The following is a 13,926-nucleotide window of genomic DNA, read 5'->3' as shown; positions in this document are numbered from 1 at the left end:
GGAGTCGCCCAGTCTCCACTCCAATCAACTAATTTACATAGTAGACGTTTTAACAAAAGTCATACACAACTTTTGGTGATGAACCGCAAAAATATAAGCCATTGTAGACAAAGGCAAATTACATTAGTAAACCACAAAAAATAGCATGCCAGAAAATTCTTCTAGCATGCTATTTTGTAACAACCTATTATCTTGCTAATTGTGCAAATACTTTATGGAAGGCATCAACTGTTTTTGCGATATGCTCCTCTGTATGTGCGGTAGAAATAAATAAACCTTCAAATTGAGATGGCGGTAAGAAGATACCTTCCTCTGCCATTAGACGGAAGTATTCAGCGAATAATTGCAAATCAGACGTTTTTGCTGAATCAAAATCTATAACATCTTCATTCGTAAAGAAGAAACCTATCATTGAACCAGCTCGATTTACAGTATGCGGAATATTGTATTTCGTTGCTGCTTCACGGAAACCAGCCTCTAATTGATCTCCTAGCTTTTTGAAGTATTCATAAGAGCTATTATCAAGGCGAGATAATGTTTCATAGCCTGCCGTCATTGCTAATGGATTCCCTGACAATGTCCCAGCTTGATAGATTGGACCAGCTGGTGCTACCTGCTCCATAATTTCCTTTTTCCCTGCAAATGCGCCGACAGGAAGTCCACCGCCAATTACTTTTCCTAATGTTGTCATATCTGGTGTTACATCAAAATAACCTTGTGCACAGCCATAGTCAACACGGAAGCCTGTCATAACCTCATCAAAAATCAACAATGATCCATGTTCCTTTGTTAATTCACGTAAGCCTGATAGGAAGCCTGGTAGTGGAGGTACAACGCCCATATTTCCTGCGACTGGCTCAACAATTACTGCCGCAAGCTCTGAACCAAACTTTTCGAAAACTAGTTTTGCTCCTTCTAAATCATTGTACGCTACTGTTAACGTATTACGTGCAATATCCGCTGGGACACCTGGGCTATCAGGTAAGCCCAATGTAGCTACCCCTGAGCCTGCCTTAATTAGTAAGGAATCTCCGTGACCATGATAAGAACCCTCAAATTTCAAAATTTTATCGCGTCCTGTAACACCACGTGCCACACGTAAAGCAGACATCGTAGCCTCTGTACCAGAAGACACGAAGCGAATCATTTCCATACCTGGAAGTCGATCTAACACTAATTTGGCTAATCGATTTTCTGTATAGCTAGGTGCTCCAAACGAAGAGCCTTTCGCTGCTGTTTCTGCAATTGCTTGTACAACTTTAGGATGTGAATGACCTAAAATAAGAGGTCCCCATGATAATACATAATCAATATATTCATTGCCATCAATGTCTTTAATAATAGCACCGTGACCAGATTCCATGAAGATTGGATCCATATTTACGGATTTGAATGCACGTACTGGGCTACTAACACCGCCTGGCATTAAGTTAATTGCTTCAGCATAAGCTTGTTTTGATTTTTCGTAAGAACGCGTCATTTATTTCTCCTCCAACCAACGTACAACATCTTTAGCATGATACGTAATGATTAAATCTGAGCCTGCGCGTTTCATGCTAAGTAACGTTTCAAGCACTACTTTTTTCTCTTCAATCCAGCCATTAATAGCCGCTGCTTTGATCATTGCATATTCACCAGAAACGTTATATGCAACAATCGGTAATGTATAGTTATTTTTTACATCACGAATAATATCTAAATAACTTAGAGCTGGCTTAACGATTAAGAAATCTGCACCTTCTGCAATATCAGACTCTGCTTCACGGAATGCCTCCATACGATTCGATGGATCCATTTGGTATGATTTACGATCACCAAATTGAGGCGCACCATCAGCTGCTTCTCGGAATGGACCATAGTAGCTAGATGCATATTTTACGGCATATGACATAATCGGAACATTTTCAAAGCCTGCTTCATCTAGACCTGCACGAATGGCAGCCACAAATCCATCCATCATATTGGAAGGAGCGATGATATCCGCACCGGCTTTTGCTTGTGATACTGCTGTACGTGCTAAAACATCTAATGAAGGATCATTTAAAATTTGATCGCCTTCAATTACGCCACAATGACCGTGATCTGTAAATTCACATAAGCATGTATCTGCAATGATTAAAAGCTCTGGGTAGCGAGCTTTAATAAGTCGTGTTGCTTCTTGCACAATACCATGATCATGGAATGCACCAGTTCCGGCTGCATCTTTTTCTGCAGGTAAGCCAAATAAAATAACCGCAGGAATACCTAAAGCAACAACTTCATCAATTTCAGCTTCAAGTTTATCTAATGAAAATTGAAAAACTCCCGGCATAGAAGATACTTCATTTTTAATGTTTTCGCCTTCAATAACGAAGATTGGATAAATTAAATCTTCTTTGTGTAAGTATGTTTCTTTTACCATTGATCGTATGGCAGCATTTGCACGCAAACGACGATGTCTTTGAAATTGTAATTTTGTCATTTTCTTTCTCCTACTTTCGTTATTTCCTCGATGACTGCTTGCATTGTATATACGCTCGGCATAACATCCACAATAGCACCGTGATTCAAAATAGCTGCTTCTGTAATATGACCGATTACGGCTACACGTACTGCCTCCCAACCAACTACCGAAGCTACATCCTTGGCGTAGACGTCAACAGCGGAAGGACTAGCAAAAATCACTGTGACATCGCTATTCGCGCGGATACATTCAATCATTAATTGCTTTTGGTCGTGTCGCTCAATCGTTTCATAAACTGTCCATTCCTTCAATTTAAAGGGCAACCCTTCCTTCAATGTCTTTTTCGCTCTTGCTCCACGAATAAATAGACATGTAGGATTGCTACCTGCTACACTCGGAAATTCTTGAACAAATACATCTGCACTAAATATAGAAGGCATAAAGCTCACATGGAATCCTAGCTGTTCTAGGGCTGTAGTAGTTTTAGTACCAATAGAAGCAATTTTCCCGGGAAAATGCGCTGCATTTACGCTAAATCGTCGCATCTTACTAGCAAAAGCTTCTACAGCATTTTGACTCGTAAAAATGAGCCATTCAAATTGACGCGCAAACTCTAGTTGCATATCATCATTTCTATTGATCAGCTCGCAAGTTTCAATCAATGGGGCAATTACTGCTTGGCCACCTAAAGCTGTAATGTCATCTATTATTGTTGTCGTTTTAGATGTACCTGTCAAAATAATAGTTTTACCTTCTAAAGGTAAATTATTTTGCATCTTGCTCTGCCTTTACTCGTTGAATTAATTCAAAAGCACCTTGCTTCGTTAAAATTTCAGCAAGCTCTTTTCCAACTGCTTCCGCATCAGTGCCCACAACAGTTTCCTTATAAACAACTGAAGCGTCTGGAGCAGCAACAAGTCCAGTTAATGTAATTTCTTCCCCATTAGACTTTGCGTATCCTGCGATAGGTACTTGACAGCCTCCATCCATAGCAGCTAGGAAAGCACGTTCTGCATGCGCTTCTTGCCATGTAATGCTATCTGTTAACTTGCCTAATTCTGTTAATAGCTCCGTATCGTCTCCACGACATTCAATACCTAGAGAGCCCTGTGCTACTGCTGGTAGACAATCTTCAACAGGTAAAAACTCAGTAACTACATCATCGCTCCAGCCAAGGCGTTTTAGTCCAGCTGCTGCTAAAATAATAGCGTCGTATTCATCAGTTTCAAGTTTAGCTAAACGTGTATCCACATTTCCACGAATCCATTTAATTTCTATATCTGGACGGACTGTTAAAAGTTGAGCACTGCGACGAAGAGAACTTGTCCCAACAACAGCTCCTGCTGGAAGATTGGCAAATTTCACATGTCCTTTTGAAATAAATGCATCACGCGCATCTTCACGTGGTGGAATACAGCCAATTACTAATCCTTCAGGCAGTACTGCAGGCATATCCTTCATAGAATGAACAGCAAAGTCAATTTCTTTGTCATAAAGTGCTTGTTCAATTTCTTTTACGAAAAGCCCTTTACCACCTACTTTAGATAGCTGCACATCTAAAATTTGATCACCTTTCGTCACAATTTCTTTCACTTCAAATTCAAATGGTACACCAGCAGCTTTTAACTCATTGATAAACCAATTTGTTTGAGTTAAAGCTAGCTTACTTCTCCTAGAACCTACAATAATTTTTCTCAACAGTCTCCAACCTCTCTTCTAATACCATAAATGGAATCGTGATAAACTACTTCCTAAAAAGAAGTTAACAACAACTAATAGGTAAGCGTATATATGTACCCACGCATAACTTGTCCCTGTCAGCTTACTCTTACGATTCACATACAATATAAAGCAATACAAAATTAAAATAATAAAGGACCCAATAATCTTCGCATCAAAAATTGAAAAACTCTCTAGCGTTAGTAGTGCCCATTCAAACCCTAAAACTAAACTTACAAATAGCACTGGAATAGCAATGAAAAATGAAACATTCATCCAGTTACTCGTCTGCTGTAGTGATGGTAACCTTGTCCATAAATGTGACCATTTTTTCTTTTTTAGCAAACGATATAATACTAAATACAATATCGCAAAAACAAATGTTAACGAAAACATTGCATACGATAATATTGCAAATGATATATGAATAAAAAGCAATTCCGAAATTAAAGTATCGCTAACTACTCCTGTAGACCGTTTCGGCATAAAAGTAAAGATACTAGCGAATAAAAATCCTAGTATATTAATAATAAACACCGGTAGATCAACCCGTGCAATACAGTGTAAAATAATTGATAATGTCACGAGCAACCAGGAATAAAAGAGAATCCCTTCTGACAACGATAAAATCGGAAAACGCTTCGTTCCCACAAAAGTTAATAGTATAATGGCACTTTGAATTACCCATACGAATGAGACAAGCCAAAAAGCAATCCGCCTTGCTTTTATTTGTTTATAAAAGTAATCAGTAAAGTAACATACTAGACTGATCCCATACAAGACGATCATTACTTCATAGAGCCTTGTCATTGTCAAATCAGCCAATAGACATCCCTTCTTTATTTTGAGAGTGCTAAAGTAATGTACTTTAGCCTAGAAAAAAACGTTTTCGTATCCTTAGTTTACCACACAGATACGAAAACGCCTCATTTAATATCAGTAGAAAATCTCGTTCGCGGGAAAAAGCTCGAAGGAAAACTTTTCTAAAGTTGCACCGCGAACACCTAGACATCTTTAGAAAGAATACTTTGGTTCAGTGGAAGACTGTACGCGTTCTTTGCGTTCAAGCTCTTGTTCTGTCATCGCAGTAACTTCAGCTTCCACAGCATCCTCAATACCGAAAATTTGTTGGAATAAACGTAACTGTTCATTTGCTTTTGGTGAATTTGCCATTTCCTTAGCTTGTAAAATTGGTTCTTTTAAAAATTGATTAATAATAGATTTCGTATGCTTACTTAAAATTTTACGTTCTCGATCCGTTAAATCTGGCATTTTATTTTCAATACTAATCATTGTCTCTTCTTGAATATGATTCGCTTTTTTACGTAAAGCCGAGATGACAGGGACAACGCCAAGAGTTGCAACCCAATCTTTAAATTGCCCAATCTCTTTGCCAATCATCGATGAAATATCAGCAGCAGCACGTTCACGTTCTGCTAAGTTTGCTTCGACGATGCCTTGTAAATCATCTATATCATATAAGAAAACATTTGGTAAATCTCCAACACGTGGATCAATATCACGAGGAACTGCAATATCGACCATAAATAATGGTTTACCTTTACGTAAACGTTCAACAAATTGCATCAATTCATAGTCAATAACATAATCTGTTGCACCTGTAGACGTAATTAAAATATCCGCTTCTAATAACGAACATTGTAGTTCCTTCATAGATTTTGCTTCACCGTCAAATTTAGCTGCCAAACTTTCTGCTTTTTCGAACGTACGGTTAATGACGGTTACTTTTCCTACACCGCTACCGTAAAGGTTCTCAATAGCAAGTTCCCCCATTTTCCCTGCACCTAAAATTGCTACATGTTTCCGTTGTAAAGATCCGAATATTTTCTTCGCTAATTCAACTGCTGCATAAGAGACAGATACCGCGTTTTCACCGATAGCCGTTTCATTATGTGCACGCTTCGCAAATGTCACTGCTTGTTTAAATAACTGATTGTATACCGTACCTGTCGTTCCAATCTCTTGTCCATTTAAGAAGCTTTTTCGTACTTGTCCTAAAATTTGAGTTTCGCCAAGTACCATCGAATCAATTCCAGCAGTCACTTTAAATAAATGTTCGATTGCCTCATCTTCTTCACGAATTGTTAAATACGAAGAAAATGTCTCCACAGGTAAGTCGAACCAATTCGCTAAAAATTGTTTCACAAAATGACGTCCGGTATGCAATTGATCAACTACTGCATATATTTCTGTGCGGTTACATGTCGAAACAATAACATTTTCTAATATACTTTTTTGCTTCTGTAGCGCTTCCATTGCCTGTGGTAGTTCACTCTCTATGAATGATAACTTTTCACGAATCTCAACTGGCGCCGTTTTATAATTCAAGCCTACTACGATGGTATGCATGAATAACACCTCTCACGTTCTAATTAACAAATCTCATTATAGCACAGTTCGACAAGAGTTCATCAATAATTTGTGAACATGTCATGAAGAACTAAAATTCGTTATCTACATTAGAATTATTATAAACTAAGTGTAACAAATTATACTTCCTGTTTCAAATTTAATGTTTTCCAGAACATTTTCTTTAATGGCTCATTATCAAAACGTGTGGTTGATTTCCGTTCCGACTGGGCGCTTTCCTGGGGGCGTCCGTTGAGCCGCTTCGCTTCGCTGCAGGGTCTCGGGCCAACAGGATGTTGGTCACGAAGGCGTTATCACAGGACGTGATGTTTTTAGCCTTCGTTCCTCTATATCGCTGATCCCCAAGGAGTCGCCCAGTCTCCACTCCAATCAACTTATTCACATGATATACGTTTTATTAAAGGCATTCCTATCTTCCGATGATGAACAAATAAAAGATGATTGATATTGAAGATTCCTAAAGGCAATTTCTAATTATTCATACGTACAAACTATTACTTTCACGTTGGAATAAGGATAATCAATTATTTTATTCTTTTTAGGTAAATATGTCTTTCGAAATAAACAATAGAGTTAAACCAAATCTTACAACTCTATTGTTCTTTTAATTATTATTGACGTAAGAAAAATGCCTATGTTGAATTATTATTTTTAACAAGGCTAAATTTACTTTCTTATACTATTGTTCCCTAATTCTAAATTAAGATAAGCATTTCTGTATGTACATTAATCATCACCTCAAAGTATCTTTAGGTGTATTATTGCCAAATTTAATAAATTAACTAAATAAAAGCTTCATTTCGAAGGTTAGGATAAATTTTTTTGACATATATGATGAAGATAAGTTGATTGAATTGGAGGTGCAACGGAAATCAACCCCACGTTATGGTAATAAGTATATAAAATCAAAAAAAGCTGAACTAATTTTGTCTATTAGTTCAGCTTAATTTTGAGTATTAATCTATTAATTTGTAATTGTCACAGTTTTAGTAGCTATAATTTTACCGTCTTTATCATATGCTACGAATTCAATCTCATTATTAACTTTGAAGTCCTGCATTGTTTGCACTGTTTTTGTTAGCATGTAGACATTATCACTACGCTTTGTCAATTCAAATTGCACATCTCCACTTAAAGAAGGGAAACGTACATTAATCTTTGCAACATTTGAGCAATTACCATCGATTCTTGCATTCATCGTAATATTGCCTTTGCGTAGAGTGACTGTCGCTTCTTCAAATAAATCTTCAGGATTCACGCAACTTGAAGGCGCAGTTTTACATAAAATTGCATCAATAATTTTTTGGAAAACTTGATGTAATTGTAAGTTATCATTAGCGTGGTAATAAGTACCACCAGTTTCAGTAGCCAGTTGCATTAAAATGGCATCATTAACTTGTGATTTTTTACCGATACTTACAGTGTAAACCTTGACCCCTTTATTTTTCGCATCGTTCAGCACTTTTGTCATTTTAGATTTACTTGTTTTACCGTCTGATACGACAATTATAGCTTTTGAAGTTTTCGAGTCATTTGAGAATTTAGACAGAGCTAGATCTATACCTGCAAAAATATCTGTAGCACCCTTCTCTTTTGATGCTTTATATAGATCTTTTTTCAAGACATTGTCTGTGCTGCCCTCTCCAAGAACAGTAGCTTTTGTATTTGTTTCAATAACAATATTATTTTTAGCCTTAATTTGATTGATTACTTCCATCATCTTCTTACCACGATAATTTGTTTGATCAGAAGCTTTCATGGAAGCAGAGTAATCAACTACGTAAGCAACTTCTGTTGCTAAAGAACAAGAATTTTTACTAAAGTAAGGATTTGTGAAAATTTCCTTTGGTATTGTTTTATCTTTAAAATCCTTCAATATTGTTGCATAACGAGGATCTATTTTATTAACTAATGTTGCTTCAGCTTTTGATTTTCCATAAATAACCGAATCAAAGTACGCTACAGCCGTCCCTGGGCTTCCTGTGTGATTTAAATAATCCGAAGTATTTGTCACAAATGAAGCTGTTTTCTCAACACCATCAAATTTAATTTTCACTGTTCCTTGGTAGTCAGTAATAATTTCTCCACCTGGTCTTACTAATGTAACCATAACCTTCGTATAACGATCTTTACCCGATGGTCTTGATGCCGCATCTGCACTTTCCTTTAATGCTTCCACTCGTTTTTTATAGGCCTCTACTTGACCGAGTAATTTACCACCTTGGTATTTTAATAATACTGTTCGGTCGTAGTTACTCAAGCTTGTAAGAATTGCATAAATTTTCATGACACTATCATAATGCTCGAGCGTCAGCTGTTTTTCGTCTGGCATATAGCCCATAAGTTGAATAATAGAACCGACTGGATTAATATTCTCAACCTGTGAGGCGATCGCATCATCGATTCCTTGAATACGGTAAATAGGACGCCCATCATCTGAAATCATATACATGATTTCAATCTTATCACTAATAGAATCCTTTAAGCGTTTTTGAATAATTGTTTCGAATAGCCAAGCTGAAATATTATAATTCTCAAACTGTAAGATGGCATTTTCATAGCCTAATGCAGGGTAATTTTTATCACTGCCACCATATTGTAAATATTTATTTTCAACATTTCCTAAACTATTCGTTACATTCGTTTGCTGTCCAATACTAAATAGCTTTTCTTCTGGATTAATCCAATGAACGTTAATAATGTTTTCAGTAAAGAACGTTGGTAATTTTTCATACGGTACATATGGAGGTGTGACATTTCCATTTTCATCATCCGTGTTTGCTGGATCATACACTTGATAATCAATGCGCATTTCTGGCTGAGGTGAGTAACGTACATGTGCATTCAATTTCTCACCTACAAGACATTTCATACCAGGATCTGTGTTGTTAATAAGCTCAAATGTAATTGTATCACGTACAGATTTTGTTAATTTTGGTGCTATAACAATTGCAGAGACAGTAGAGCCATCTGATTGTACATTTCGAACAGCCTCACCAGATGTGTCAACGATTTTTGCTCCATATGACGAAGTTACACGGAATGTATAAGATTTATCATCAGGTATTGGATCACCATTACAAGCTTTTAAAGATACAGTAATGAGCGTTGAATCTTGATTATTTGCAATTAAATCTGGTTTTTCTACATCAATACTTTGAAGAGCATTATTCACATACTCTGGTCCAGTAAAATCATTAGAATTATCTTTTGGCTCTTCAAATTCTGCGTTGTTTGAGCCCATGAAGCCTGGCGGTAATGTGATTTTATCATTATCACGACCTGCTGCTGCACGTTTTAATCCTAGTACAGCAAAGTTGCCGTTTTGTACACTGCGATATAAAAATTCAGCAATATCTCCACGAGTCAGCTTTGTAGAAGGATCGAAATCGGCAAATGTCTTTTTACCAGTGCTTCCTGTTGAAATATCATTTGTGTATAAATATTGAACCGCCTGAGGCTCGTCTAAATCTAAACCTTTAAAGGCAGCATATATACGCGCAAATTGTCCACGTGTAACAGCTTTCGAACGATTTGCTGTTGTGTAAGTACCATTGAACGGTAAATAAAACTCACTGTAAAAGTTATATGCGACACTTTCGTTATATGTTAATGCATAGTTCTTATCGAGCTTCGTAAACATTACAACAAGCTCTCGATCAGTTATTTGCTCATTAGGTAAAAAGTTATTAGCGCTATTTAATGAGAGTAGATCATTATCGACTGCCCACGAAATAGCTTTGTATTTACCGTTATTTGTTGGGACATCATTAATTGTCGTAGCTGCTTGGGTCACAGCTGGAGCTGCTGTCACCAAAATTAGTACGAAACAAAGCAAAGATAGAAATGCTTTTTTAGCATAGGTCATTTATTTTTCAGCCCTTTCGTTAATTAAAGAACAATATGTCATCTCGATAGTTTTGTTTTAAATCGCTTTCCAAATAATTCAAGAAACGTTCTAATACTACGGATGCTTGTGCTCGCGTTAATGGTTGATCTGGATTAAATCGACCTGTTGTAGGGTCACCAGTCATTAATCCTAACTCATTCGCAATGTATATACCGTCTTTTGAATAGTTCGGAATTTGCGCATCATCCTTAAATTTCGTCATATAACCTGGATTTGGCGCCTTATTTTCTAGCCCTAATGCACGTACAAAAATCGTAGCGGCTTGAGCTCGAGTAATTTGATTATCAGGTTTGAAGTACTCTGGCGTTACACCCTTAATAATTCCTTTTTTATACGCAGACTCAATATAGGCATAATCTTTCACCGTACGTTTAACATCTTTAAAAACACTTGTAGCTGATGTCGATTTTTTCGTTTTCGGTTCTTCCATAACACGTAAGTCAACTGCCTTACCAATCGCCGTTGTAAAGTCAATACGCTTCATAGGGGTATTTGGTGAGAAGAAGTTACTTGCATCAGAGTAAATACCTAAAGAGTATAATTTTTCAATAGCTCCTTTTGCATAATGCTTTGATAAATCACGGAACTTAGGAATGATTAAACGCTCTATTGTCGGCATATATTCTTTATCTAAATCAAGAGTACCTTTTTGCCCAGAGGATAAATCAAACGTATATTCAGAAATAACATCTTTTTCACTTACTACCGCATATCCACCATCAAAGCTACCTAAACTTCCTAAGTTTTCTTCATAGTTTAGTACACGTGATTTGCTTATTGATAAGCGATTTTTCACATGGCTAGTCTTACCGTCGCTATATTTATAAACAGCTTCTGTAATTTGCGTTTCTGTCGCTCCCCAGAAGTTTTCATAGCCAGCATGACGACTATCAGTATCAATTGTTACTGTATTTTGAACTGCATTTTTTCCAGTTCCAGTTTGATAGGCATATGTTTTTCTTGAAATCACATTACCTGAGTAATAATCAGAGGCTGCACGATTGTCCGCTACAGTCCCTTGTGAAAATTGGTAATCTACCAATGTATATGTTATTTTCCCAACAACAATTTTCTCAGTATACTTTTTCACTACACCATTCGATGTTTTTTGACCAATCGTAGCATAATCTACGACATCAGATTCATAGGTCATATTTCGTGTCAATGTAGCACCATTACTTGCTGTTAGCTTTAGACTATGTGTTTCGGTTAACTTTCCTTTAGATTCTTTTTGTGTAATTTTAATGTCTTTACTAGTACCTTTAAATATAATGGGTGTTCCTGTAATGAAAACAGCTTCCTCATATGTATATTCATTTTTTACAGCACCTGTTGTTTCTAATGAAACAGCTGATGCATTTTCTGGGATAGTAATTCCAATAATAAATACAGCAAGAACCACTAACATTATTTTAGATAAATGTTTTCGCATTCTTTTTTTGTTCCTCACTTTCATTCCATACATATCCGCATCTGGGGCTGTCAATAAATTTCTTCCACTTAACAAAATAATCAGGTGTGTTGATTTACCATTCTTATCTGCTTTTATCAACACACCTGGAAAATTCAAGGTCAATTATGCCTCGGCATAATTGCGTCCGGAATCGGCTTTGTGCTTAGGCCTGCAGATGTCTTTTGCGCGATAGCGTAGCGGCAGCGGCAATTGTTTTTTGTGCAAAAGTGCAGTGCTAACGTAAACTCACAGAAGACTCACAGACTTCTAAATTGATTAATCAACTAATATTAAATGAGCTTTGACAAAACGATCTGATAATACTACTAAACGATCAGAAGGTTTTAAATCAGATGCTTGAATAACTTTACCAGCTTTAATAATTGTAGCTTGGTCAATATTCATATCAATCATTTCACCAGCTTCATACCAGCGACCATTTTGCCATTGACTAACGCTCTTCACATTAATTACAGCCGGGTATTTCGATTTAACTGACTGTAGTTTACCAGTTAACATTAATGGTGCAACAGGCTTCGCTTTATTAAGCATATGAAGGGCCTGCACATGACCATCCTTTACATAGAAGTATCCATATTCGCCTTCATATAAATGAAGCTCAATATCAGGAATGACACTATATATTTTGTTACCATTATCTACTATGGCTTTTGTTGAATTACTAACAGATAGTACAGTTCGCTCTGTTTTCTTGAAGACATTTGACTCGATCTTCATCGCATCATCAATTTCGATTAAATAACCATCTGCTTGTGATAAACGTCCATAATATAATTCATGACCTGATAAGTTTGGTGACATAAAGCTATCACTTGTTACTTGAACAACTTGGGCATAATGATCACGTGCAGCACCGTCCGAAATTACAAAGGCTGTACCATACGCTAATAAGCCAGTAGGTTCAATTAAACGACCATTTCTAATTAAAATCGTTCCATCGTGGAAGTATAATGTACCGGCAGATTTAAGTTTTAATAATTGATATTTAGTATCTACAGAAAGCATAGGCTCATAGTAAGTTCGCTCATTGTTTTTCAATACAACAATCTTTTCAATCACTTCTTTGCCAAATTGTTTAACAGTTGCATAATATGCCTGACTGCCAATGTAATTTTTCAACTGACCTTTTTCAATTTTTGTATTTCCAACAAATATCGGAACCTTCGATGAAAAATTCATTGTTGATAAAGCCGTTGTTGTGTCAGAGCCAAACTGCCAATTTATAAAAGCATGTTGGTTTTTGACAGTTAATTTATTTGTATTGGCATTAACTGTCTGTATCTCACCTTTATATAGGTTTTCAACTAATGTACCCGTCTCACTAATTTCTATTTTTGTGATAATGGATGTGTTTCGATTTTTAAGGCTAAGCTTAACACGATCCCCCACATATAAGGCGCTAATATCGACAGCTGAGGAGTTTTTTTGATATTCTGTATCTTTATTTATATAGTAAGTTGTTTCCTCCCCAATATCTGGTTTCAGCATAATGAATAGTCCATTTGGATCAATACTTGTCACTGCTCCAGCAAGTGTTTTTGTATTTTGTGCAACTGTTGGAGATTCTGTTTCACTTGTAGAATTAGAAGTACCTCGCAGCTCAACAACACTGCGAAGAGAAATTTCCGCTTCTACTTGCATTCCCATCTTAAAGCCTTCGATTGTTGTCACTGTATTATTAATATACAGGCGAGCACTATCATTTATATTGTATGTAACTTGACGACCGCTTTCATTTTGCAAAGTAATTTTACTAAGCTTTTTTTCTATTACTCCGTTAGCATTTGCATATTCTGAAAATGTTACATCAACAAAGGTTCCAGTCACCATTTGGGCAGCATGAGCTGTTTTATTCGATGAATATCCGAGAACCGTTAGTAACACAATCATTAGTATGTATGGAATCTTCTTCAACAAATCCCGCCTCCTAAAAAATTGTTATTAATATATAGTATATCGTACTATTGGTAGTTTTTCCTATTCAAAAAG

The 13,926-nt window shown here is 36.5% G+C and carries 9 protein-coding genes; all 9 read right to left on the bottom strand.

The annotated features are described in order from the left end of the window. Positions 1-187 precede the first annotated feature (187 nt). The gene (hemL, locus tag ACIQZA_RS23230; RefSeq protein ID WP_402884180.1) at positions 188-1,480 is read right to left on the bottom strand and encodes a glutamate-1-semialdehyde 2,1-aminomutase; all 1,293 of its coding nucleotides are present in this window, start codon (positions 1,478-1,480) and stop codon (positions 188-190) included. Then, positions 1,481-2,461: a porphobilinogen synthase gene (hemB, locus tag ACIQZA_RS23225; protein ID WP_400932909.1), complete on the bottom strand. Its 981-nt coding sequence runs from the start codon at positions 2,459-2,461 to the stop codon at positions 1,481-1,483. It abuts the gene before it with no gap. Next, the gene (locus ACIQZA_RS23220; protein WP_402884182.1) at positions 2,458-3,219 is read right to left on the bottom strand and encodes a uroporphyrinogen-III synthase; all 762 of its coding nucleotides are present in this window, start codon (positions 3,217-3,219) and stop codon (positions 2,458-2,460) included. The genes hemB and ACIQZA_RS23220 overlap by 4 nt, the downstream gene beginning before the upstream one ends. Then, positions 3,209-4,141, bottom strand: coding sequence for a hydroxymethylbilane synthase (hemC, locus tag ACIQZA_RS23215; RefSeq protein WP_142509030.1), 933 nt, complete (start codon positions 4,139-4,141; stop codon positions 3,209-3,211). The genes ACIQZA_RS23220 and hemC overlap by 11 nt, the downstream gene beginning before the upstream one ends. An 18-nt stretch (positions 4,142-4,159) precedes the next feature. Beyond that, complete coding sequence (ccsA, locus tag ACIQZA_RS23210; RefSeq protein ID WP_142509031.1) at positions 4,160-4,987, bottom strand: cytochrome c biogenesis protein CcsA; 828 nt, start codon at positions 4,985-4,987, stop codon at positions 4,160-4,162. Between the two features lie 189 nt (positions 4,988-5,176). Next, positions 5,177-6,532 (bottom strand): glutamyl-tRNA reductase, encoded by a 1,356-nt coding sequence (gene hemA, locus ACIQZA_RS23205; RefSeq protein ID WP_400932902.1) that lies wholly within the window; start codon positions 6,530-6,532, stop codon positions 5,177-5,179. 985 nt (positions 6,533-7,517) lie between these two features. Next, the gene (locus ACIQZA_RS23200; RefSeq protein WP_402884185.1) at positions 7,518-10,421 is read right to left on the bottom strand and encodes a vWA domain-containing protein; all 2,904 of its coding nucleotides are present in this window, start codon (positions 10,419-10,421) and stop codon (positions 7,518-7,520) included. 19 nt (positions 10,422-10,440) lie between these two features. Beyond that, complete coding sequence (locus tag ACIQZA_RS23195) at positions 10,441-11,895, bottom strand: S-layer homology domain-containing protein (RefSeq protein WP_400932898.1); 1,455 nt, start codon at positions 11,893-11,895, stop codon at positions 10,441-10,443. 297 nt (positions 11,896-12,192) lie between these two features. Further along, the gene (locus ACIQZA_RS23190; RefSeq protein ID WP_402884187.1) at positions 12,193-13,854 is read right to left on the bottom strand and encodes a hypothetical protein; all 1,662 of its coding nucleotides are present in this window, start codon (positions 13,852-13,854) and stop codon (positions 12,193-12,195) included. Between the last annotated feature and the right edge of the window lie 72 nt (positions 13,855-13,926).

The organism is Lysinibacillus sp. NPDC096382, from assembly GCF_044762845.1.
Taxonomy (GTDB): Bacteria; Bacillota; Bacilli; order Bacillales_A; family Planococcaceae; genus Lysinibacillus.
This window is presented reverse-complemented; position numbering and strand designations above follow the sequence as displayed.

Bases quoted from the DNA above. Each gene is read 5' to 3' on its own strand.
- ACIQZA_RS23200 (WP_402884185.1), bottom strand. From the start codon at position 10,421: ATGACCTATGCTAAAAAAGCATTTCTATCTTTGCTTTGTTTCGTACTA.
- hemB (WP_400932909.1), bottom strand. From the start codon at position 2,461: ATGACAAAATTACAATTTCAAAGACATCGTCGTTTGCGTGCAAATGCT.
- hemA (WP_400932902.1), bottom strand. From the start codon at position 6,532: ATGCATACCATCGTAGTAGGCTTGAATTATAAAACGGCGCCAGTTGAG.
- hemL (WP_402884180.1), bottom strand. From the start codon at position 1,480: ATGACGCGTTCTTACGAAAAATCAAAACAAGCTTATGCTGAAGCAATT.
- ACIQZA_RS23220 (WP_402884182.1), bottom strand. From the start codon at position 3,219: ATGCAAAATAATTTACCTTTAGAAGGTAAAACTATTATTTTGACAGGT.
- ACIQZA_RS23195 (WP_400932898.1), bottom strand. From the start codon at position 11,895: ATGCGAAAACATTTATCTAAAATAATGTTAGTGGTTCTTGCTGTATTT.